This window comes from Sporosarcina thermotolerans (assembly GCF_042658975.1).
Taxonomy (GTDB): Bacteria; Bacillota; Bacilli; order Bacillales_A; family Planococcaceae; genus Sporosarcina; species Sporosarcina thermotolerans.
On record NZ_JBHSRM010000019.1, the window covers coordinates 1 to 22216 of the forward strand.

The window sequence follows — 22216 nt, forward strand, 5'->3', positions numbered from 1 at the left end:
TTAGCGAGTGCCAGGCTATCAACCTCCTTGAGCCACTCAAATTCTTTCTTATATTTGGCGGGCGTCGGAAGCTTCTGTTTCTTCAGTAATGTCATGTTATCTTTGAGTTTTTCATAGGTTTCCTTGCGTTCCGCGAGCATTTTATTGTAGACAAATCGAACACATCCAAAAGTCTTGACCAAAAAGTCTTCTTGTTCCTTTGTCGGGTAGATTCGAAATTTGTATGCTTTATTTGCCACTCAAATCACCACATTTCAGAAGATTAGGAATACCTGTTCCTATTATACCAACCAAAAGAGGTGTTGGCTATCGCCAACCGAAATTCATCTCCCTCTTACCGTTGGGCTTCACCCTTCACACGCTTGAAGAGGGAGACTTCTTTCGGAGAATTGTTAAAATCTTATTGGTCAAAATCACCTAATCTTTTAAATTTAAAATAGGCTTAAGCAATTGGAATCGATAATATATATATTATGTAACGAAAAAGCAGAGAGGAAGTGATTTATTGTCAAAAGAATTAAGTCAAAAGTATTATAAAGAATTAGTTGATTTGGAGAATGTAGAAGGGGTAGAATCTCAATTTTTAGGCTTACTAGATGTTCAAATCGAATCCGTTTCTGATCTAGAAAAGTGGTTAGAGGATGAAAAGGAATTAATGTTTAAAATCAATGAGGCGATAACAGGTCACCATCTCGACTTCTACCGAAACACAGAGGATACGGAAATTAAGTCGACGTATCTTCACGATCAGCAAGTAATCCATCCACTCTTATTGAAATATGAAGCTAAACTCAATGAGAAATGCTGTGAGTCTCCCTTTTTTCATGAATTAGATGAAAAACGTTACGGCTTAATGCGACGAGTTCGCAAGTCTAAAGTGAAATTGTTCAGAGAAGAAAACATTCCATTAATGGTAAAAGAACAAGAGCTCTGTACGAAATATAGTGAAATTATGGGGGGATTAACCGTTGAATGGGAGGGGGAAGAAAAGCCTTTTCCGTTTATCAAATCTCAGCTTGATCATCTAGATAGAGAGGTGCGAGAAAAAGCTTATCATGCCATGATGTCAGCCCATCGTCAAATTAAACCCGATATGGATGCCATCATGGATGAACTCGTTAGGCTGCGCCATCAAATTGCAAAACAAGCAGGCTTTGAAAATTATCGTGAGTATATGTTTGTAGAAAAAAATCGTGAGTATAGCGTTCAAGATTGCTATGACTTTCATGAAAATGCAGAAAAGCATATTATCCCCGCTTGGAACAGGCTCGCAGATGTGTTTAAGAACAAGCTTGGTGTTGATACTTATCGCCCTTGGGATAACACCGCTAAATTGTTGAAAAAACCACCATACTCCGAAGTGTCTACTCTTATGGATGGCGTTTCAGAAATTTTAGGGAAGACCGACCCCTATTTTGGAGAGCGTTTCAATTACATGAGAGGGCATGGATTATTAGACCTCGAAGTTCGGAAAGGAAAAGGCCCGCATGCTTTCTGTGCACCCTTACTTGTTTCAGGGGATATCTTTGTTTTTTCGAACTTTAGTCCATCCCATGATTCACTAAGCACATTAATCCATGAAATGGGCCACGCGGTGAATGGGTACCTTGAGTTTTCCGAACACGGTCCTTTTGATCAGCACCAATGGCGAGCGGAAATTGCCGAACTATATTCTTTTGGGATGCAATTGCTCTTATTGGATAAGCTTGATCGTTTTTATCCAGATGAAGAAGATTTTAAGAGCGCACAGCGTGAAGAGCTAAGATACGCATTTACAATGTTATTCAGCCCATTGTCCGGGGATCTCTTCCAGCACTGGATGTATACAAATCCTACGCACACTGCCGAAGAACGTGATCAAAAGTTCTTTGAAATTTCAAAACGCTTTGGCTTAAGCCCTGTCGATACTTCTGGGTTTGAGGAGGAAATTGGGATGAGCTGGGCAGGCACCATTCATTATTTTCACGTTCCTTTCTATACTATTGAATACTCTATGTCAATGCTTGGTGCTCTTCAATTACTTGAGAATTATCAAAAAAATCCCGAGCAGGCTGTGGAATCCTTCAAAAAAGGTGCAAGTGCGGACTTAAATCAATCTATCGCAAAGGTTTATGAAGAAACGGGTGTCCGTTTTGATTTTTCAGAGCCAGTCGTTAAGCAAATGGGTGACTTCTTAGAAAAAGTTATTCAAGAAATTCATTAACGACGATGATGCACCTGGACCATTCTTATAGGGTTTTACACGCAAAAAACACAACTGATGAATTTGTGCCTTTTGCTTTAATCTTCAAAGGTTCTGTCCGCAACATTTTTGATTTCCTGGTATTCCTTCACAAATTCACCCGAAAACCAAAATACTTATTGCGCAGTAAGAGCCAGTTTTGAATAATGATTTGGGGGGATGGAAGAATGATTTCTTTAGATGAAATCAATGATGCCAAACAACGAATATATAATATAGCCCATATTACGCCGATTTTACAATCAGAGCAACTCTCCAAAATATGCGGAAATCAGCTGTTTTTAAAATCCGAGCATTTGCAAAAGACAGGGTCTTTTAAAATTCGGGGAGCGAGCAATAAGGTCATCCATTCGGTGGAAAACGGTGCGAAGTTTGTGTCAGCGGCATCATCGGGCAATCACGGTCAAGCAGTCGCTTATGTTGCTAATAAATACGGGATCCCAGCAACGATTGTGGTTCCTGAAGATGCTAGTACATGTAAGACCAATGCGATCCGGGCTTACAATGGCAAGGTGGAATTCTGTGGCACAACTTCCGAAGAGCGAATAAATAGAGCGCAAGAAATTGCCGGAAATGAAAACGGCGTATACATCCCACCGTATGACGACCCTTATATTATGGCAGGGCAAGGAACTGTCGGCCTGGAAATTTTGGATCAGGTGGAAAATGTAGATGCAATTATTGTTCCGATTGGCGGAGGGGGACTATTAGCTGGAATTCTGACTGCAATAAAGGAAACGAATCCAAGGATAAAAGTGATTGGTGTTGAGCCCGAATGTGCCAATGATACCTACCTATCGTTGATAAACAAGAAAGTCACCTCAGTTACTACAAATACAATTGCGGACGGATTAAGAACAAGCCAACCTGGGCAGTTAACTTTTCCGATCCTTATGAAATATCTTGATGATTTGGTACTTGTCAGCGAAGATGAGATCCGCCAAGCCTTCAGTTTTGTAATGGAACGCACGAAACAACTTATTGAACCGTCAAGTGCGACAACGATTGCGGCTGCAATATTCGATAAATTAAACCTACGAGATGAAAACATAGTATCTGTCATCTCCGGTGGAAACGTCGACCTGAATAAGGTTCATCAATTTATCCGCCTATGAATATAATAGGTGCTTGTGCTAAGGTTACTGCACCGGCACCTATTTTTTTGTAATGTACTTGACAAATTTTTCCCCCCACACTAGATATGGAATGAAGAGCCATCTATTATTTTCACATTATCCTTGCCTTTAATTTCCTCCATTAAGTGAAACAAGGCCTGATCCTTTCGTTTTGCCTCTATCATGCAGTCAATCTGAGAAACGCTACCTTTAATTTCATTTAAGAATTGAAAAAACGTATCGATATCGACATAATCGGCGTGGTGACGAAATTCCTTTTGGCTTTTCGGGCTGGAAATATGCATTTTTATCGGAAGAGGAGAGTTGCGCCAAGTATTAACGACCCGGTCCCAATGAGTTAGCCAATTTGGGTCGTTGTAGTGCGCAAGGTGATGATGGTAATCAAATACAAGTGGAATATCAAGTTTTTCACATAAGTACAGGGTATCTGTTAGCGTGAATGAAGTATCATCATTTTCGAGCATGATCATTTTTTGAATCGTTTTTGGAACATCCATCCAATTATCGATAAAACGTTCGAGCGATTTTTCCGTTTCCTTATAGTTGCCTCCTACATGCATTACACAGCGATGGATCGGGTCAATTCCCATTCCTTTTAATAATTGATAATGCATTTTAAGTGTTTTTATCGAATTCTTTAAAACACCTTCCTTAATGGAATTAATAAGAACAAAGTGATCAGGATGAAAATCAAGCCTCGGTTTGTTACTTCTGACGAAATCCCCAATTTCAACTAAAAGTTCTTTTAGAGGCTTTATATAATTCCAATCCTGCAACTCCTCGTGGTTAGCAAGTGGAATAAGACGAGAGCTTAAACGATAAAAATGTATCTCGGAAGCTACATTATGCTTCAATAGTCGAAATGTATTTTGTAAATTTGAAATTGAAATGCGTTCCAATTTGCGAATAGCTGCTTCCCGATCACCGATCTTCTGAAATTGTGTAAATGTCATGGTTTGTGAAGGAGATGCATTTTTTACCTCCATACTCATAGCTACATAACCAAGTCGAACAATCATATCTCTCACCTCTCCAAGGAACAATACCAAATCCTAATATGCGCTAAGACATAGCATTTATGTATTTATTTCATTTTTCTATCCAGTGGTCTTAGGTTTATTATCAAAGATATGGGTCATAGTAAAATGGATAGCAAAATGGAGTAGGAGTGAGGAAATGCCAGAAACGAACGATTCTTATAAGGCGGGGGATATTGTCTACGTTTTTTACCGAAATCCCCATACTCAGGATGTAGCAAATGTACAGTCCGCTGCTGTAGTCAATCATCCCGAGGAACCCGATAAACTTGCTTTATTTCTTTATGAAGATTATTATCCATTATCCAATGAAATGGCCGTTTATTCTTCAGAAGAGGATGCGAACCAAGCTTATAATTACTATTTAGGAGATAATGAAGTAGGTCGTTTGGATGAATAAGCCGTTTACACCTAAGCTTGTTTACTTTGAACCGGATGCTCTCAATTATCCATTAGGCAAAGAACTATTGGATAAATTCGAGAAAACCGACGTTGAAATTCGATACACAACCTCCCATAACCAGGTTAGAAATCTTCCTGGTGAAAATGATTTTCAGCGATATCGAATTGCCAAATCTACACTTGTAGTTGGAATAAGAAAAACACTCAAATTTGACACGTCAAAGCCTTCTGCGGAATATGCAATTCCGTTCGCCACAGGTTGTATGGGACATTGTCATTATTGCTATTTACAAACTACGATGGGAAATAAACCTTACATTCGAACATATGTGAATGTGGATGAAATCTTAGATGCCGCTGATCAATATATGGCTGAACGAGCTCCAGATTTCACAAGATTTGAAGCATCTTGTACATCCGATATTGTTGGTATCGATTCTTTGACGCATACATTGAAACGGGCTATTGAGCATTTCGGAAAATCAGAATATGGGAAGCTACGCTTTGTCACGAAATTCCATCATGTTGATCACTTATTAGATGCAAAGCATAATGGAAAAACCCGTTTTCGATTTAGTGTAAATGCTGATTATGTCATCAAGTATTTTGAACCTGGGACCTCACCTTTAGCGAAACGAATTGAGGCTGCGGGAAAGGTTGCACGGGCTGGATATCCTCTTGGTTTTATTGTTGCTCCTATTTATCTACATGAGGGCTGGCAAGATGGATATTATCATATGTTTGAACGTCTGGATGCAGAATTGCCACCTGAGGCTAAAAAGGATCTTACCTTTGAGTTTATCCAACACCGTTTTACAAAACCGGCAAAGCGAGTTATAGAAAAAAATTATCCCATGACAAAATTGGAATTAGATGAGGAAAAACGTAGATACAAATGGGGTAAATATGGAATCGGAAAATACATTTATCAAAAAGATGAAGAAGAAGATATAAAAAGTCATCTCTATGCTTATATGGAAAAATTCTTTCCGGAAGCAAAACTGGAGTACTTCACCTAAAAGTCACCAATAAAACTATTGAAGCCTTTCACACCTTCTTTACGATGAGGAAGGTGTATTTTTTTGAGTTATTTTTCTGTAAATAGTCAGAAAACAACTGGTGTATTCTGTTATAATAGACGATAGGAAAAATAAGGGAGTGTAATCATGCACACATCGCATATTATTTGGGGGAATTATCCTGAAACCGAGGATTTGATCAAGGAATTGCAGCAGAATGAATTCGATATGATCACTGTCGTTGATGCAGAAATTAAGGATGGTAGTGTGCTAAAGCGCGGGGATATTGTCTACGCAACAAAAGAATATGTGGAAGCTACGCGGATTGAAAAGCTAAAAGAAATCCATTATCATTATTGCCCTGATCAAGAAGAAAAGTGGAGGCGCTCAACAGAGGATAGTATTGAGGAACAAAGATATCTATGTTGAATTTGTTGTGTATTATGATGAGTTAATAAGAAAAAACGACAGAAATCGACTCTGTCGTTTTTTGTTTAATATATGATTTAACAGTCGATACAATCATCGTCATTTTGGTTATTCTTATCGTTTTTTCTATTCTTATCGTTATTATTAAAATCGAATTCTCGACCGAATTCCGTGCGCATTTCATTTTGATTTTTATTTTGATCGTTGTTACGATTTTTGTCTTGATTATTGTTTTGGTTTCTGTTGTTGTTTGACATTTTTATCACCTCCCAGCGTTATGATGGATTCAAAAATCTTTTTCAACACATGTGAATTAATCCCATTTCTGGAATGGTATGCTGTCATGTTAATAGAAGATTAGGGAAATATAAAAAGGGAAGTGATAACATTATTGAATTGGGGGATTACAAATGAAGGTTAGACCGTCAGTGAAACCAATTTGTGAAAAATGTAAAGTTATTAGAAGACGCGGTAAGGTCATGGTAATTTGCGAAAACTTTCGACATAAACAAAGACAAGGTTAACTTTTCGGAACAATGGAAAACCATAAGCCGAATTCCAATCTGAATCGGATGGAATTTGGCTTATTTGTCTATTAAATCTAATACAATATGAAGATGTTTTTGTTTTAGAAGGTATCTATTTGGGTTTGTCGAATTAGTAAGAATTAGTAATGATATTTATTCTTGGAACTGGGGGAGAACGTTCATGCAAACATTTTTCAAATATAACTGGATGGTAAGGGAAGAATGGTATCGATGGTGTGAAGAGGTTAGTGAAGAGGAACTACTGCGAACAAGAACTGGTGGAGTTGGTAGTATACTGCAAACACTCTTCCATGTAATCGATGTGGAATGGAGCTGGATTCGACTTTTACAAGGGAAATCAGACTTTGAAGGAGATTTCGGTGACTATAAAAGTTTGGATCAGGTTCGAAAACTGGATGCTGAATTTCGCTCGGAAGTAGAGGAATTTGTGAATAACTGGGATAACAGCATGGAAAGTCAACTATTTTACGATACCCTGCAAGATGGCAGGATTGTAACGGATACCTGGGGGGAACTTATGCGACATATCATAGCACATGAAATTCACCATATCGGACAATTATCAGTATGGGCAAGGGAGATTGGGAAAAAGCCAGTTTCTGCAAACTTTATTGGACGTGGTCTGATCTCTTAATCATTCACAGTTAATATACGAGGTAATTAAGGGAGTGGGGAAATGATAAAAGCTGTCCTATTTGATTTGGACGGAACTTTGTTAAATCGCGATGAATCTTTAATCGGCTTCATAAACAATCAGTATGAACGATTGAAGAGATATGTTGGTCATGTATCGAAAGATCAATACATTAAAAGATTTATTGAGCTTGACGAGCGTGGGTATGTAAGGAAAGACAAGGTATACCGCCAACTAATTTATGAACTTGAAATTGTAGAGATAACTTGGGAGGAACTTTTACAAGACTATATTGATAATTTCAGGTTCAATTGTGTTCCTTTTGATAACTTAATACAGATGTTGAAAGATTTAAAAAGCGAAAAATTCCTTTTAGGCATGATTACAAACGGATTTGGGCAATTTCAAATGGATAATATTAAAGCGTTAGGCATTGAACGATATTTTGATGTAATCCTGGTTTCTGAGTGGGAAGGTGTAAAAAAACCTGATCCTGAAATTTTCCTTAGAGCATTGAAACAACTAAATGTTTCACCTGAGCAAAGTATATTTGTCGGCGATCATCCTGCAAATGATGTAAAGGCTGCTCGAAGTATCGGCATGAAAGGGATTTGGAAAAAAGATCCTCAATGGGAAGATGTTGACGCAGATTTCATAGTCAATGATTTGAGTGAACTACCATGTATTATTAAAATCTTACTGGGAAGTGATTATCATGAAAACATTAAACTTAAACGACTTCCTCAATAAGCTGGAGGAAAATAAGATTTTTTATCGATTATCAAAAGTGAGGGCTGAGGCAATTATGGTGGAGGTAGCTGTCCCTGGACAGAGGTGGGAAATTGAGTTCATGGATGATGGGACAATTCAGATTGAAAAATTTAAAAGTGCCGGTGGCGTCATGTATGACGAAAGGGAATTAGAGGTGCTGTTCAATGAATTCAGCGACTAATTGAATCGGTAACTATGTTGTTGATTTATTGGGAGGGAAGGGGGGATTTCCTTTGACTTCAAGTTATAAAGAGATATTTGACCGTTCGTCTATTTATTTATTAACACTATTAATATCTCCCGTTCTATTCGGGTTTTTACTGGCATTTTATTCGGCAATATCATTTGAGGACTCATGGAGTATTGGTCCAACCGTCATTGTGGTGGCGGTTTATTCATTTCCGTTCTTTGCGTTTGGAGCGTTTCCCATTTCGTTGTATATAGACTTTTCAGCTCGGACAAAAAATACCCCAATTGGTTAAAAGTATTAATACTTGGTGGTTTAGGTACTCTCGGGGGCCTTGTCGCTATTGGTCTGTTTGGCATTTTTAACTATATGTTCATCTTCGGTTTGTTCGGTGCAGTGATTTTTTTTCGTTCTGAAGCTGTTAAGCAAGGTAATAAAATAATTTCAAAGGTAGGGTGAAGGAAATAAGAAAATATATATGTATTTGTTTGCTGTTGTTTTTAGCTGCTTGTCAATCTGTACAGGTAAGTGACAGCTCCCATATTACACTGGAAGAAGTAGTCATAGCATTACAAGGCAAAGGTGTTGATTTGGCAGAAGCTGAATTTCCTGAAAATGTATTTGGTTCAGTGCTTGAAAATGTGAAACCAGGAACGTATGAGTTAGGCGGGAAACCATTTTTTATCTTTGAGTTTAAAACGGAAAATGGTCGTGAAAATGGTGAGAAAGAATTTGATAAAAAGACTGGGACGATGGAACTCGTATCTGCCAGTACTTTCAAAAAGAGAAATATACTAATTTTTTATGTTCATGAAATAGATTTTAATTCAGATAATGTTCCATTCGAAAAAGAAATACAAGAAGCAATAGACGGCATTAGCGAAGGGTAAAGATATGGCCGTAATACTCTCCATAAAGTGACGATTATTAAAGGGAGGTAAAGAAAATGCAAGATTTGCATACGCTGTTGCAAAAATACGATTTACTTCATAAAGAGTCCGCTATTTTAAATGCCGCAAAAACGTCAATTAAAATCATCAAACATAATATGGAGGATAACCAAATACCATTAGGTTCCTCTAAAATTGGTGGTTTACCAGATATGCCGGAAGACTGGGCGTTTCCAAGCTATAAGAATCGCTCGCTCTCTTTTTTGGGGCAATTCAATTTAATGGAACTAAATCCATATAACACGGAAAGTCATCTACCAACTAATGGTATCCTTTATCTATTTTATGATGTTGTAGCACAGCCGTGGGGATTCGAAGAAGATGAGGGTTGCTTTCGGGTTTTATACTTTGACGGGGAAGAAAAAGAGTTAAAGAGGAATGAATACCCGGAAGTGACGGAAGATTACTTCCCTATACCTGTATTTCAAATTACATACGCAAACATCCTTACATTGCCAAAGTATCCAGAAGGTATGGAGTTTAGTGAGGATGAACAAGATAACTATTTTGTAATGAGGCAAGAACTGATCCAACCGAATAACGATCCTGCGCACTACCTATTGGGGTATCCATTTAGCATTCAAAATGATGTTTTTGATGAGTTTGATCTGAAACCGGAAGAAGCCATTCTGCTTCTACAGATTGATTCGGATGAAGAGGATTTAAAATTATTTTGGGGCGATTCAGGCATCATTTATTTTTGTATAGATAAGACCTCACTAACTAATTTGCAATTTGATAAAGTTCAGTTTACATTACAATGCTATTAAAATAAATTAAAATAAGAACAAGTTCGTGAAGGTTTACACTTAAACTAACGCAGCAGGTTAGTTGAAGAAGAAAATAGAATGTGCAATTTATATTTATTCAATGATTTGGGAGGAATTGTAGATGGAGTGGTCCCAATGGTTGCAAGGAGGTCCTTTCCTCGAAGTTAGTTTCTTATTGGAACTTAAAGAAAAGAAAACGAAAACAGTACAGGATATTATTAATAATCTATCAAAGGTTACAAATAAAATTGAAATTGTTGACGAAAACGTTGATGAAATTATTGATTTTTTTAATAGAGGTTATCCCTATGATGAAGAAAATCCGCAAACCATTAACTTGCACTCATTAAGATTAAGATTATATGTCTATTTATTAAGGAAACGTAAGGCGACATTACAATTAGAAGTGGTTTCTCCGAATGCACTAATGGTTAATTTTTGGTTTTATGGAGATGAAAATGATGAACGAGAAGGTGACCAAGTTGGAATAATGAAAGAAGAATTTACAGGCTTTACAAGTTTTTTTAAAGAATTGTATTCCATTTATGAGTTTAAAATCGGTGGAATTGCATTCGAAGAAGATGTACTGAAATTATTTGGGTTCGAAAAAACATACCCGAATGAATGTTTTCGTTACGAAAGCGCATCTCCTACACATTTTTTAAAAGAACCCTCTTCTTTTGTAAATATAATTTGGAATGAAAAATACGAGAAATTAAGCCATATTCCTTACAATTACAAAAGGCTTGATAAGGAAGGGATACTTATTGAAACAAGTAATTTTAACGTCTAACCTTCTTCAACGGGTGCTTTACTTAAAGATCATTGAACTGCTTGAGGGCTCATTTCTTATTCAACTAACGCATCAGTTTAATTCAATAAAGAAATATTATTAAAGAGCTAAAAATGGATCTGCATTAAAACCTAAATTAAAGAAGACAAAAGATATATAAGGGGGGATTCCGGGGCCAATGAAATCCTTAACCGAATTTGAAAATGTACTAAAAAAAGATAAAATTGATAGCGTCCTTGTCCAGAGGAATAATGCTGTGATATTTGAATACTATCGAAACAATAAAATGAAAGAAAAACAACACAAAATATATTCTGTCACAAAAAGTATCTTATCCGCACTGATCGGGATTGCAATTGACAAAGGGTATATCGAAAATGTTAACACACCAATAAGTAATTACTTTCCGGAATTTAATGAAGATAACGAGAATCAGAAAATCACAATCAAGCACCTACTAACAATGACTTCAGGGTTACACTGGCCAGGTAATAATGGTATGATACCGAGCAAAAATTGGGTGAATTTTGTGCTTCAGCAACCCATTGATAATCCCCCTGGAAATGAACTCGTCTACAGTTGTGGCTCTTCACAATTATTAAGTGCAATCTTACAAAAGACTACTGGATTAAATACAGAGGTTTTCGCCAAAAAGCATTTATTTACACCTCTAGGAATTACAGATTATAAGTGGAACCGTGATGCCCAAGGAATAGCCATTGGTGGATTCGGATTAACAATGAAAACGGCTGATATGTTAAAAATTGGTACGCTGTATTTGAGTAATGGACGATGGAAATCCAAACAAATTGTACCCGTTCATTGGATTGAGGAATCTACAAGTCCCAAAGTCAAAAGTAATGATACTTCTTCATACGCATATCACTGGTGGAATGAACAATTCGACAATCAATTAGGTACGATCTTTTTTGCATACGGACGTGGGGGACAGTATATTATTGTCGCTACTGAGTATCAATTAGTAACGGTTTTCATAAGTAACATTAAAGATGAGACATCAAGACCTTTACATTACTTTAAGGATTATTTAATACCTTATGCCGCCAGTCAGTAAGTACTTTTCGGTCTGCATTAGGTTAGTATCTAGTTTTTTCAACAAACGAGTGCTTTACTTGAAGATCGAAGTTGCTACACGGCTCTTTATTCATATTTAACTAACGGAGCAGATCTGTGAAAGATTGGTGTTTAACTTGTGGGCAATAATCCGTCCAAGTAATAGTGGGAGATGAGTACTGTGGTTGAAAGTAAAATTGATTATTATGAAGAGGAATCTCAGCATTTTAAACCTTTTAAACACTTTTACGGACGTATTAAAGAAATGGAAAATGAATCGAATTATGGAGCGGAAGTTGCTTCTAAGTGGAGCGAAATTGTCAACCAGTCTCTTAGGCATGAACTTTATCCAGTAGTCCATCCAATTGGGCAAGAGACGTTCTCCTTATATGCAGAGTTCCCGACAGGGGTGTTTGAGTACGCTTTTGATATAGATCGTGCTACTTCACTTATAAAAAATGAAAGTATTAAACCTGTTGTTTTCGATCCGCTTGAAATTATAGTTTCCGTTGATGAAGGTAATATAAATACAGATACTAGTAATATTAAAACTAACCATAAGAACCCTGTCATGATACTTCAAAGTCAATATTTAACGGAGAATAAACTATATTGTATCAATGGGAATCACAGGATATTCGAGGCCTATCGAAATAACGAAAAACAAATTGAAGTGTATTTATTTAAAGACCTTGAATTCGATACTTTTTTCTATGATGTTTTAAGTAAAGCTTTATACTTTTTGGAAATGGATTACAGTAATGTAATCAAAAATGAAGGAAACTCTCTAAAAGGGGAGAATACTGCCTATGCATTTAATTTTAATTGCTAAAGATGCTGGAGAGTAATAGAAAGGGGCGGACCCAATGGAAAGAGTAAACTTTCATAATCAAACAATTTTTAAACGTGATGCAGAGAAAACTTTCAGCTCTCAAAAAGAACTCATTCAAGATCTCATTCCAAACGCTGATGTACAACACGTTGGTAGTACTGCTATACCAAACAGTCTTACCAAGGGAGATATAGATATTCAGATTCGTGTTTCCAAGGTTCAGTTTACTCAAGCTGTCGAAGCACTCTCTACCCTATATGAGTCCAATGAGGGAAGTGTAAAAACAAATGAGTTTAGGGCATTTAAAGACGATGCAAATACTCCCCCTTTAGGTATACAACTGACTGTTAAAGGTTCGGAACTAGACTTTTTTTGGAAGTTTCGAGATGTTTTACTGCAAAATGATCGGTATAGAATAGAGTATGATGAATTAAAAAGGAGCTTTGAAGGATTAGAGATGGAAGCGTATAGAGAAGCAAAAGATCTTTTCTTTAGCAAGATAATGAGAACCCCTGAATTCAAGCAATTGAAAACCGATATAGATAAGTAAATAAAGATTTTACTTTATATAATTTCTTTAACTAACTTGTAAGGGTAGCTAATTCTTATTGAACTAACGGGGCAGGTTAGTTGAATAAGGAATGATTGTAACTGAAGAGGACAAACTAAACCTAAATATAATTTAGGGTGATGTAATTGGATAAAAGTAAACCTCTACTATTGGTTTTATTTAGTATACTAATTTGTGGGGTGTACTATGGAACAGTAAATGCACAACTGAACGATACTCCTCCCTCTTTTGAGGAAAAATCTACTGAAGTAAAACAATACACCCCTTTAGAACTCCAGTTAGAGTCTTTTATAGGTGGTCTGCACGTAGGCGAACCGAAACAAGCAGTTGAATTGTGGATATTAGGCGTGAATAATCGAAGTGGTGCCGTTCAATATACGATGTTGTCCCCTTCGCTTCAAGAAAAATCAAGGAGTAAATTTGAGGAAACACGCTGGGTAACAGGGCAGTCAAGCCCTTGGGTTAATAACTTTCGTTTCACCAAAGAAGAAAAGCTTAGCGAATCCAAAATGCGGTATACCGTTAATTACGATGTAGAGACATCTACACAGAATTTAGTAAATGGGCAGAAGATTATTATGGTAGAAAAGAATCTAGAACCATTTAGAGAGTATTGGTTTATTTCATCAATAACAACGAAATATAATGAATGGGAAGCATTTACCCCAGCTGAGACAGTTTTAAAATAGAGCATTGCAGTTAATAATCAAATAAAGAGCAAAGTTTGTGAATAAACGTACTTAAACTAAACCAGCTAATAGTTTGTCAACATTTTTTAATGAAACATTATTATACTTAAAAAAGGATATACCAAATAACCTTCCTCATAATCTATTGGAAGGTTTTGTTTTATTTGGTTATTGCTTCTTATGCGTTATCTACCAAAGTAGAATTGGTTCTTAACAGGGCATAAATCCAATGTAAAAGCTTATTTGCACAAGCAATGACAGCTACTTTATAGGGTTTTCCTTCTTCACGTTTCTTATCGTAGAACGCCCGCATTTTCTTGTTGCGTGGGATAACTTCTTCAGTAGTTTTCATTTTGCGGCCGTCCCGGATTGCACATTTGACGGCCATGAATAGGGCATGTCTAAGTCTACTTGATCCTCTTTTGGTGATCCTGTTTACAGTTCCTTTGAATCTGCCGGATTCAAAGATAGTCGGATCTATTCCAGCGAACGCAACCAGTTTCTTTGGATGATTAAACCGATCAATTTCACCGATTTCGGAAATAATCCTAACGGCACTAGTAGTTAGTATGCTATACCTACACGTGATTTAATAAATTCGTTGCTTGTAATCTGCTTGTACGTAAATTCTGTTGTATCCGATACATGTATTTTTACTCCATCTATCGGCAAAAATTCCCGTTCCACACGATATTCACTTAATTGTTCTCCATCCGGTAAATACGTTGGACATACAATCGTCCATTATAGTTGTGATTGTTTGAGCACTTTGTGATGATTATCCGCTGCACGGGTTGGTTTACGCTTGGATTCACTTGATTGATTGGGCGCAAGCTTACGGACCTAATGCTGATTTGCCGATGAATCCTGCAGCTATTCAACCTACAGGAAATAATCAGCCACACAATAACATGCAGCCGTATGTTGGCATAATTTATATTATTGCGCTGCAAGGTATTTATCCACAGCGAGGGTAGCACAAAGGGGAAGTTCATGGTTATGTTGGCCATTTACTTATAGATATTGAGAGAAAAGGGGGGACAAATGAGACAGATTGCTGTTTTGTTAAGTGTTTTGTTATGTGTGAGTGTTATATTTCCATATGTTGGTGTGGAGAGAGCTCATGCAGCGGGGACGACAGCAGGGGATACTCAGACCATTGAATTACCCGCACAGGCAGATTTGATGTGGGACAATGAACTCGGTGTCATGGATCATGATGCGGGATATATCCCCATCGGACGGTATTTATGGGAAGGAACCGATATCGTTATCGGCCGAGAAGCCATACGATTCAACTTGGGGTCCATACCTGGAACACCTGTCAAATATGAATTGAAGCTGGGTGTCTCTTCAAGAACGAGCAGTACTGATTTGCAAATTAATGTGTTTGGTTCGGAAGATAACACGATGTTAGATAGTGACACTGTGTTTCCAACTTGGGATGAATCAGCTTATGTTCGGAAAGAGAGTTCAGAGATTATTCCCAGAGAGTATTTGACGTTTGACGTGACGAGCCTTGTGGAGACATACACGAGTGAAACAGATCGTGATATGACGTTTGTATTAAAAGGAAATGAAGCAGAAACGGCACTTGCGCGAATTCGGTCATATGCAAAAGAGAATACGGATCCAGATCCTTTATTTCCAAAATTAGTAGTTACTTATTCATCGAATGAACCACCGACTGGGTCTATTCAAGTCAATGGAGGCTCCGATTATACGAGCTCTACGGATGTTACATTAGACCTTAATGCATCGGATCCGGAGAGTGATCCGATTCAAATGAGGTTTTCAAATGATGGCGTAACATGGAGTGACAGTGAACCTTTTTCAAATAGCAAGTCATGGACATTGGTAGATGGGGATGGCGAGAAAACTGTTTATATGAAATTAACTGATACGGCTGGGAATGAAGCCATTTTTAGCGACACCATTTTGTTAGATACAACAGCACTAGTCGTAACCGGTGTGGTCGATGGTGGGAAATATAACACCGATGTCACGATTACGTTTGATCAAGGAACGGCGACGCTAAATGGAGCTGTTTTTACTTCAGGAAGCCGTGTAAGTGCAGAAGGTTCATATGCGTTAATCGTAACGGGTGCGGGTGGAAGTACGACGATTCACTTTAGTATTGATAAAACAGCACCGACTGTAAGTGGTGTTGAAGATGAAATACATTACAAATATGAAGCTACGCCTGTTTTTGTCGATGCTAACCCGGGAGTTTTCGCGACGTTAAATGGGAAACCGTTTAGCAGTGGAACGAGGATTAGTGCAACAGGTGAATATTCTCTTGTCGTAACAGATGCGTATGGAAACAGTGTGACAATTAATTTTGTTATTTATAATGATGATGAACATGGGAAGATGAGAGTAAATGATTTAACGAGGTTTCATTTGATATCAGTAGAAATAGAGGTTTGGAAGAATTACACTAACTTTCAAGTTCACCTGTCGAACGATAAGGTAAATTGGGTTGATCTAAATGATTTAGATTTTCATCATTTATTTGACAATTACTTCGTTGTACTTTATTGGGAAATTCCAAGAGGGGATGGTATTAAAACGGTTTATGTTAGAATAACTGTTGAAAATGGAGATTCCTTTATTCTTAGTGACACGACTGAACTCGAAACGGTTCCACCTATTGTAACAGGTGTTGAGAACTTTGGAATATATAATCGGGATGTAACGATAGAGTTTAATGAAGGCACTGCGACGTTAGATAATAACTACGATTTTAAATCCGGAACTGTTGTTAGTGCTGAGGGTGAACATTATTTTTACGTCTACGATAAAGCAGGAAACTCTACGGATGTTATTTTTGTTATTGATAAGACAAAACCAGTTGGAACAATTGCCATTTCAAATGATGAGGCAGTGACGCATTCGAAAGAGGTTCAGCTTTCGTTGACAGGAACGGATGAAAATTTTTTTCATAATTATATAAATATGCAGTTTTCAAACGATAGGGAAATTTGGAGTGGAGTTGAACATTTTTCAAACAGTAAGCAATGGACATTGGCTGATGGGGACGGCCAGAAAACTGTCTATATGAGGTTAATTGATGCAGCTGGTAATGAAGTCATTTTCAGTGACTCAATTCTGTTAGCAATTCCACCAGTCGTAACCGGTGTGTTCGATGGTGGAAAATATAATACTGATGTCACGATTACGTTCGACAAAGGAACGGCGACGCTAAATGGGTCACGATTTACTTCCGGAAGTCGTGTAAGTGCAGAAGGTTCCTATACGTTAGTTGTAACGGATGCGGGTGGAAGTACCACGACAGTTCAATTTAGTATTGATAAAACAGCGCCGACCGTAACCGGTGTAACGCATGGAGAGTTTTACAATACGAACGTCAAACCAGTTTTTATCGATGACAACGCGGGTGTTGTTGGTACGCTAAATGGAGTGCCATTTAGTAGTGGAACAGTGATTACTGATGAAGGTGAATATTCACTTGTTGTAACGGATGCGTATGAAAACAGTGTGACGGTGGAATTTGTTATTGACAAAACGGCTCCTATTGGAAACGTTAATCTTATTAAAAAAGATTATCTTGTAAATTCGAGATTGGTAGAATTGATATTAACGGGTGATGATGACTATTTATTTCACGTCCAATATTCGAATGATGGAGATACATGGACAGAATTAGAAGATTTTACGAACAGAAAAGATTGGACTTTGACAAGTGGGGACGGGACGAAAACGGTTTATGTTCGAATGGTTGACGTTGCAGGGAATTCATCTGTGTATACTATCTGGATTACGTTAGATACGACTGCACCGGTTGTGTCTGGTGTGACGAATGGTGGCGCATATAACTCTAATGTGACGATCACATTTAATGAAGGAAAAGCGACGTTGAATGGAGATGCGTTTGCTTCCGGAGATGTTGTGAGTGCTGAAGGTGATTATACGTTAGTCGTAACGGATTACGCGGAAAACGTCACGAACATTCATTTCAGTATCGATAAAACAGCACCAACTGTTAGTGGGGTAACGAATGGAGCGTATTACAACACGAATGTAACACCTATTTTTGAGGACGATCGTTCAGGGGTTTCGGGTACGTTAAATGGAAGTCTGTTTGTCAGTGGAACGGTTGTTTCGGCTGAAGGTGTTTACACGCTTGTCGTTACGGATGCGTATGGAAATAGTGTTACGGTGACGTTCGCGATTGATAAGACAGCGGCGACTGGAAGTATTGTGATTTCAGGTGGAGCAGCTTATACGAATTCCGAAGCGGTTACGCTGACTTTATCTGCTTTCGATACGCATGCCTTAAGTGTTCAATTTTCAAATGATGGCACAGCGTGGAGTGCAGTCGAGAGCTTTGTGGAAAGTAAGTCATGGACATTAAGTAGTGGCGATGGAACGAAGACTGTTTATATGAAGCTAACGGATCTCGCTGGGAATGAATCTGTCTATAACGACACGATTGTGTTAGATACGGTTGCACCAATTGTATCAGGAGTTGTGGATGGCGGAAAGTATAATGTTGATGTGACGATTACGTTTAGTGAAGGAACTGCAACGTTAAATGGAGCAGCATTTACTTCCGGAGGCGTTGTTAGTGCTGAAGGAGATTATACGTTAGTTATTACGGATGCAGCAGGGAACATGACGACGGTTCAATTTAGTATCGATAAAACGAAACCTATCGTGAGTGGGGTAACGGATGGACGTTACTACAATACGGATGTCACACCGATTTTTAGTGATAATAATCCTGGTGTCGTAGGTACGTTAAATGGAAATCCGTTTGTTAGTGGAACAGTCGTTTCAGCGGAAGGCGATTACACACTCATTGTGACGGATGCATATGGAAATAGTGTAACGGTTACATTTACGATTGATAAGACAGCGCCAGTTGGAAATGTGTCGATTGAAAGTGGAGCTGCTTATACAAATACAGGTACAGTCACTTTATCGTTAACCAGCTCGGATCTTCATTCCTTCAAAGCTCAGTTTTCGAATGATGGAATAACGTGGAGTACAGTAGAAGACTTTATGGACAGTAAAACATGGACATTAAGTAGTGGCGATGGGACGAAAACGGTTTACGTGAAGTTAACGGATATTGCAGGAAATGAATCAATTTTTACTGACACGATTATTTTGGATACAGTGGCGCCAGTTGTAATGGGTGTTACAGATGATGGTAAGTATAATGCCGATGTAACGATTACGTTTAATGAAGGAACGGCTACTCTTAATGGCTCAGCGTTTGAGTCAGGAAGTCGAGTTAGTGCCGAGGGGAATTACACGCTTGTCGTAACGGATGCGGCAGGAAATGTAAGATCGATTCAGTTTAGTATAGATCAAACGCCTCCAACTTTGAGTGGCGTGACGAATGGTCAGTACTATAATACGAATGTTACACCTATATTTACGGATAACAATCCGGGAGTCGTAGCGACTTTAAATGGTGTTTCGTTCATAAGTGGAACGGAAATCAAAAAGGATGGCGAGTATACACTGATTGTGACAGATGCCTATGGAAATCGTGTCACCGTCACCTTTACGATTGATCAAACATTCCCAACAGGAAGTATTGTGATTTCAAAAGGTGCCGCATACTCGAATTCGCCTAACGTTACCCTTCAATTAACAGGTGCAGATCGTCTTGCGTTTACGGTGCAGTTTTCGAATGATGGCGTTTCGTGGAGTAGTGAAGAGGGCTTTGTGGAAAGTAAAGCATGGACATTAGCGAGTGGTGACGGAACGAAAACAGTTTATATGAAGTTAACGGATCTCGCAGGAAATGAATCTGTCTTTAGTGACACGATTGTGTTAGATACAGTTGCACCAGTTGTGTCTGGCGTAGTAGAAGGTGGCAAGTACAATTCTGAAGTGACGATTACGTTTAATGAAGGAACTGCCACGTTGAACGTTGAAGCATTTGATTCCGGAAATGTGGTTCGTGATGAGGGTGATTACACAATCGTCGTTACGGATGCAGCAGGGAATGTGACAACGGTTCACTTCAGTATCGATAAAACAGCACCAACGGTATCAGGTGTTACAAATAGTTCGATTTATAACTCGAATGTCACAATCAGATTCGAAGATAATCGAGCTGGCGTCTCGGCTACGTTAAATGGAGTCGCATTTGTTAGTGGCACTGAAGTTACCGAAGATGGAGTGTATACACTTATTATAACGGATGCGTATGGCAACAGTGTGACGGTTTTATTTACAATCGACAAAACAGCTCCTACTGGTAGTATTTCAATTCGAAATGTTGCTGGTGAAACAAAAGTACCTTCTGTCGTGTTAGATTTAAGCGGAATCGATGCGACTTCACTCAAGATGCAGTTTTCGAATGATCATGAAACATGGAGTGAGCTTGAAAATTTTGCAAGCACGAAAGAATGGGAATTGATTCATGGAGACGGGCCAAAAACGGTGTATATGAGGCTAATCGATGCAGCAGGTAATGAAGTCGTGTTCTCCGATACGATTATTCTTTATTCTGGCACGAATGCGAATTTAGCGGATCTCGAATTATCGGAAGGAACGCTTAAACCTGCGTTTTCTGCAGATACTTTCGCATATGAGATGAGTGTTGGAAGGCATGTTGGTGTTATTGATTTCACCGCAATTTTGACAGATGCAAAGGCTACAGTGAAAATTAATGGGAAGGCGGTTGTGAGCGGAGATAAAGAAACGGTAAAACTCGAATATGGCAAAAATACCGTGAAAATCGAAGTCGCTTCTTTCGATGGATCGGTGGTAAAAAAGTATGAAGTCGTTGTCAATCGAGCATACCCACCACCAGCACCAATCCCACCTCAAAGTGGGGTTAAAGAGGTAGAGGGGCAGTATGAAGATGTATTCTTTGTTCACGCTAAATTTGAAGGCAATTCCAATTTGAAATTTGATGTGAAACCAATTGTCGGAAGCGTAAAGAAACCATCCATTTATTCGTTAAGTCATGCATTTGAAGTAAAGTGGATTGGCGATGGGGTTGATAAGTTTACGATTGAATGGAAAGTGAAATTGCTTGAAACGAACATTCCAAATGGATTTGTGAAACAGTTATTCATATGGGATGGCAAGACGTGGCAGCGCATTGAGTCGACAGAAGTGGAAGGCTATTTAGTTGGAACTTCTAACATGATCGGTGTAGTAGCTGCGTTTGCAGTACCGGAAGTAGTTCCTGTAGTGAATGATGTTGATGGGCATTGGGCTAAGGCAGATATTCTTCGTGGCTTGGAATTAGGGATTACGACTGGATATGCAGATGGAACATTTAAGCCTGAACTGAATTCAACGAGATTACACTATACGATTATGTTGATGCGGGTTTTAGGACATCAGGGAGTAGAACAGCCTAAGGGTAAACTTCCGACAGATTGGAAGAGCATTCCGGAATGGGCAAGACCGTATGTGTACGAAGCAATGGACCTTGGCGTAGTCACTGGGTATGGTGATGGAACATTCAGAGCTGGGGCAGAGATTACGAGACTTCAATTGATGGTGATGATTTCGAGAGCTTTAAAGTTAGAAACTAACGATACAGCTGTGCTCGCTCAGTTTAAAGATGCGAATGAAATACCGACTTGGGCAAGAGGTCATGTTGCAGGAATTGTGAATGCTGGCTATATGAAAGGAAACCAATACGGTGAACTTTCACTTAGTGAGAAGGCGACTCGTGCACAGGTGATGACGGCGTTACTGAGAATGTTTGATAAAGGAACGGAGTAAGAGTGGGACCAGTCACCTTTTTTGGTGATTGGTTTTCTTATTAATAGAGTGGTGATTCTATGGGCGGATAGCAGAGACCTATGGAGGAAGGCAATTAGATTAAACTCTATAATAGAAGGTAGTAGCTTCCACAATAAAAAATAATCCGTCCTTGAGTGGCTAGCTCTAATAGGATGGATTATTTCGCCTTATGCTGACCCCATTGATAGGAACCTGTTAGTATCAGACCGCCCAATGTTAGCAGCATTATGCGGTCCTTTTTTATTGCATATGGATAGATAATCGATCATTTCCCAACAGTTATCAATCAATTTCCACAGGTTATCGTTCATTTCCCCACAGTTATCAATCATTTCCCGAGTTATATTGTCATTTTGTGACCTTAGACCTGATTGGCACAAGAA

At 38.4% G+C, this 22216-nt stretch carries 21 protein-coding genes and 2 pseudogenes; 18 read left to right on the top strand and 5 right to left on the bottom strand.

Going from position 1 to position 22216, the window contains the following annotated elements; all coding sequences use genetic code 11:
• On the bottom strand, nt 1-239 hold a 239-nt coding region (locus tag ACFPZG_RS15540), incomplete at its 3' end, for a helix-turn-helix domain-containing protein (RefSeq protein WP_381427887.1).
• A gap of 266 nt (nt 240-505) precedes the next feature.
• On the opposite strand from ACFPZG_RS15540, the gene ACFPZG_RS15545 reads away from it, so the two are divergent.
• Nucleotides 506-2203, top strand: coding sequence for a M3 family oligoendopeptidase (locus ACFPZG_RS15545; protein WP_317939945.1), 1698 nt, complete (start codon nt 506-508; stop codon nt 2201-2203).
• 206 nt (nt 2204-2409) lie between these two features.
• Nucleotides 2410-3357: a threonine ammonia-lyase gene (locus tag ACFPZG_RS15550; protein WP_317939946.1), complete on the top strand. Its 948-nt coding sequence runs from the start codon at nt 2410-2412 to the stop codon at nt 3355-3357.
• 80 nt (nt 3358-3437) lie between these two features.
• On the opposite strand, the gene uvsE is transcribed toward ACFPZG_RS15550, so the two are convergent.
• A complete protein-coding gene (gene uvsE, locus ACFPZG_RS15555; RefSeq protein ID WP_283732036.1) occupies nt 3438-4397 on the bottom strand; it encodes a UV DNA damage repair endonuclease UvsE in 960 nt (319 codons plus the stop codon).
• A gap of 157 nt (nt 4398-4554) precedes the next feature.
• Here uvsE and ACFPZG_RS15560 point away from each other — a divergent pair, with 157 nt between their 5' ends.
• The 3 genes from ACFPZG_RS15560 (at nt 4555) to ACFPZG_RS15570 (ending at nt 6265) form a co-directional block, all read left to right on the top strand.
• Entirely contained in the window at nt 4555-4815 is a 261-nt protein-coding gene (locus tag ACFPZG_RS15560) for a transcriptional regulator SplA domain-containing protein (RefSeq protein ID WP_283732035.1), read from the top strand.
• Entirely contained in the window at nt 4808-5836 is a 1029-nt protein-coding gene (splB, locus tag ACFPZG_RS15565; RefSeq protein ID WP_283732034.1) for a spore photoproduct lyase, read from the top strand. The genes ACFPZG_RS15560 and splB overlap by 8 nt, the downstream gene beginning before the upstream one ends.
• A gap of 147 nt (nt 5837-5983) precedes the next feature.
• On the top strand, nt 5984-6265 hold the full coding sequence (locus ACFPZG_RS15570) for a hypothetical protein (protein WP_317939947.1): 282 nt from the start codon (nt 5984-5986) through the stop codon (nt 6263-6265).
• Nucleotides 6266-6342: 77 nt separating this feature from the next.
• Here ACFPZG_RS15570 and ACFPZG_RS15575 read toward each other — a convergent pair whose 3' ends face one another.
• Nucleotides 6343-6522 carry a hypothetical protein gene (locus tag ACFPZG_RS15575; RefSeq protein ID WP_283732032.1) on the bottom strand — a complete coding sequence of 60 codons (180 nt, stop codon included), beginning with the start codon at nt 6520-6522 and terminating at the stop codon, nt 6343-6345.
• Between the two features lie 153 nt (nt 6523-6675).
• On the opposite strand from ACFPZG_RS15575, the gene rpmJ reads away from it, so the two are divergent.
• From rpmJ to ACFPZG_RS15635, 12 genes are all read left to right on the top strand, one after another.
• Nucleotides 6676-6789, top strand: coding sequence for a 50S ribosomal protein L36 (gene rpmJ, locus ACFPZG_RS15580; protein WP_283732031.1), 114 nt, complete (start codon nt 6676-6678; stop codon nt 6787-6789).
• Between the two features lie 184 nt (nt 6790-6973).
• Entirely contained in the window at nt 6974-7447 is a 474-nt protein-coding gene (locus tag ACFPZG_RS15585) for a DinB family protein (protein WP_317939948.1), read from the top strand.
• Between the two features lie 42 nt (nt 7448-7489).
• A complete protein-coding gene (locus ACFPZG_RS15590) occupies nt 7490-8197 on the top strand; it encodes an HAD family hydrolase (protein WP_283732030.1) in 708 nt (235 codons plus the stop codon).
• Complete coding sequence (locus tag ACFPZG_RS15595) at nt 8163-8399, top strand: hypothetical protein (protein WP_283732029.1); 237 nt, start codon at nt 8163-8165, stop codon at nt 8397-8399. Before ACFPZG_RS15590 ends, ACFPZG_RS15595 begins: the two co-directional genes overlap by 35 nt.
• Nucleotides 8400-8573: 174 nt before the next feature.
• Nucleotides 8574-8864 (top strand): hypothetical protein, encoded by a 291-nt coding sequence (locus ACFPZG_RS15600; protein WP_381427895.1) that lies wholly within the window; start codon nt 8574-8576, stop codon nt 8862-8864.
• A complete protein-coding gene (locus ACFPZG_RS15605) occupies nt 8861-9295 on the top strand; it encodes a hypothetical protein (protein WP_283732027.1) in 435 nt (144 codons plus the stop codon). The genes ACFPZG_RS15600 and ACFPZG_RS15605 overlap by 4 nt, the downstream gene beginning before the upstream one ends.
• Before the next feature lie 56 nt (nt 9296-9351).
• Nucleotides 9352-10125 carry a YwqG family protein gene (locus ACFPZG_RS15610; RefSeq protein ID WP_317939949.1) on the top strand — a complete coding sequence of 258 codons (774 nt, stop codon included), beginning with the start codon at nt 9352-9354 and terminating at the stop codon, nt 10123-10125.
• A 121-nt stretch (nt 10126-10246) separates the two neighbouring features.
• A complete protein-coding gene (locus ACFPZG_RS15615) occupies nt 10247-10918 on the top strand; it encodes a hypothetical protein (protein WP_317939950.1) in 672 nt (223 codons plus the stop codon).
• Between the two features lie 178 nt (nt 10919-11096).
• A complete protein-coding gene (locus ACFPZG_RS15620) occupies nt 11097-11993 on the top strand; it encodes a serine hydrolase domain-containing protein (protein ID WP_283732023.1) in 897 nt (298 codons plus the stop codon).
• 180 nt (nt 11994-12173) lie between these two features.
• On the top strand, nt 12174-12824 hold the full coding sequence (locus ACFPZG_RS15625) for a hypothetical protein (protein WP_283732022.1): 651 nt from the start codon (nt 12174-12176) through the stop codon (nt 12822-12824).
• Nucleotides 12825-12858: 34 nt separating this feature from the next.
• Complete coding sequence (locus ACFPZG_RS15630; protein WP_283732021.1) at nt 12859-13374, top strand: GrpB family protein; 516 nt, start codon at nt 12859-12861, stop codon at nt 13372-13374.
• Nucleotides 13375-13520: 146 nt separating this feature from the next.
• Nucleotides 13521-14084, top strand: a complete 564-nt coding sequence (locus ACFPZG_RS15635) for a hypothetical protein (protein ID WP_317939951.1) — start codon at nt 13521-13523, stop codon at nt 14082-14084.
• A gap of 178 nt (nt 14085-14262) precedes the next feature.
• Here the strand turns inward: ACFPZG_RS15635 and ACFPZG_RS15640 are convergent.
• Nucleotides 14263-14640: pseudogene (locus ACFPZG_RS15640) on the bottom strand (transposase); the annotation flags it as partial.
• A gap of 8 nt (nt 14641-14648) precedes the next feature.
• Nucleotides 14649-14906, bottom strand: a pseudogene (locus tag ACFPZG_RS15645) (NAD(P)H-binding protein); the annotation flags it as partial.
• A gap of 222 nt (nt 14907-15128) precedes the next feature.
• On the opposite strand from ACFPZG_RS15645, the gene ACFPZG_RS15650 reads away from it, so the two are divergent.
• A complete protein-coding gene (locus ACFPZG_RS15650; protein ID WP_283732019.1) occupies nt 15129-21812 on the top strand; it encodes an S-layer homology domain-containing protein in 6684 nt (2227 codons plus the stop codon).
• Nucleotides 21813-22216 lie beyond the last annotated feature (404 nt).

Excerpts from the sequence above, each read along its gene's own strand:
- ACFPZG_RS15570 (WP_317939947.1), top strand. The coding sequence starts at position 5,984 with ATGCACACATCGCATATTATTTGGGGGAATTATCCTGAAACCGAGGAT.
- splB (WP_283732034.1), top strand. The coding sequence starts at position 4,808 with ATGAATAAGCCGTTTACACCTAAGCTTGTTTACTTTGAACCGGATGCT.
- ACFPZG_RS15575 (WP_283732032.1), bottom strand. The coding sequence starts at position 6,522 with ATGTCAAACAACAACAGAAACCAAAACAATAATCAAGACAAAAATCGT.
- ACFPZG_RS15610 (WP_317939949.1), top strand. The coding sequence starts at position 9,352 with ATGCAAGATTTGCATACGCTGTTGCAAAAATACGATTTACTTCATAAA.
- ACFPZG_RS15650 (WP_283732019.1), top strand. The coding sequence starts at position 15,129 with ATGAGACAGATTGCTGTTTTGTTAAGTGTTTTGTTATGTGTGAGTGTT.
- ACFPZG_RS15600 (WP_381427895.1), top strand. The coding sequence starts at position 8,574 with ATGGAGTATTGGTCCAACCGTCATTGTGGTGGCGGTTTATTCATTTCC.
- ACFPZG_RS15595 (WP_283732029.1), top strand. The coding sequence starts at position 8,163 with ATGAAAACATTAAACTTAAACGACTTCCTCAATAAGCTGGAGGAAAAT.
- ACFPZG_RS15550 (WP_317939946.1), top strand. The coding sequence starts at position 2,410 with ATGATTTCTTTAGATGAAATCAATGATGCCAAACAACGAATATATAAT.
- ACFPZG_RS15630 (WP_283732021.1), top strand. The coding sequence starts at position 12,859 with ATGGAAAGAGTAAACTTTCATAATCAAACAATTTTTAAACGTGATGCA.
- ACFPZG_RS15590 (WP_283732030.1), top strand. The coding sequence starts at position 7,490 with ATGATAAAAGCTGTCCTATTTGATTTGGACGGAACTTTGTTAAATCGC.
- ACFPZG_RS15560 (WP_283732035.1), top strand. The coding sequence starts at position 4,555 with ATGCCAGAAACGAACGATTCTTATAAGGCGGGGGATATTGTCTACGTT.
- ACFPZG_RS15620 (WP_283732023.1), top strand. The coding sequence starts at position 11,097 with ATGAAATCCTTAACCGAATTTGAAAATGTACTAAAAAAAGATAAAATT.
- rpmJ (WP_283732031.1), top strand. The coding sequence starts at position 6,676 with ATGAAGGTTAGACCGTCAGTGAAACCAATTTGTGAAAAATGTAAAGTT.
- uvsE (WP_283732036.1), bottom strand. The coding sequence starts at position 4,397 with ATGATTGTTCGACTTGGTTATGTAGCTATGAGTATGGAGGTAAAAAAT.
- ACFPZG_RS15615 (WP_317939950.1), top strand. The coding sequence starts at position 10,247 with ATGGAGTGGTCCCAATGGTTGCAAGGAGGTCCTTTCCTCGAAGTTAGT.
- ACFPZG_RS15585 (WP_317939948.1), top strand. The coding sequence starts at position 6,974 with ATGCAAACATTTTTCAAATATAACTGGATGGTAAGGGAAGAATGGTAT.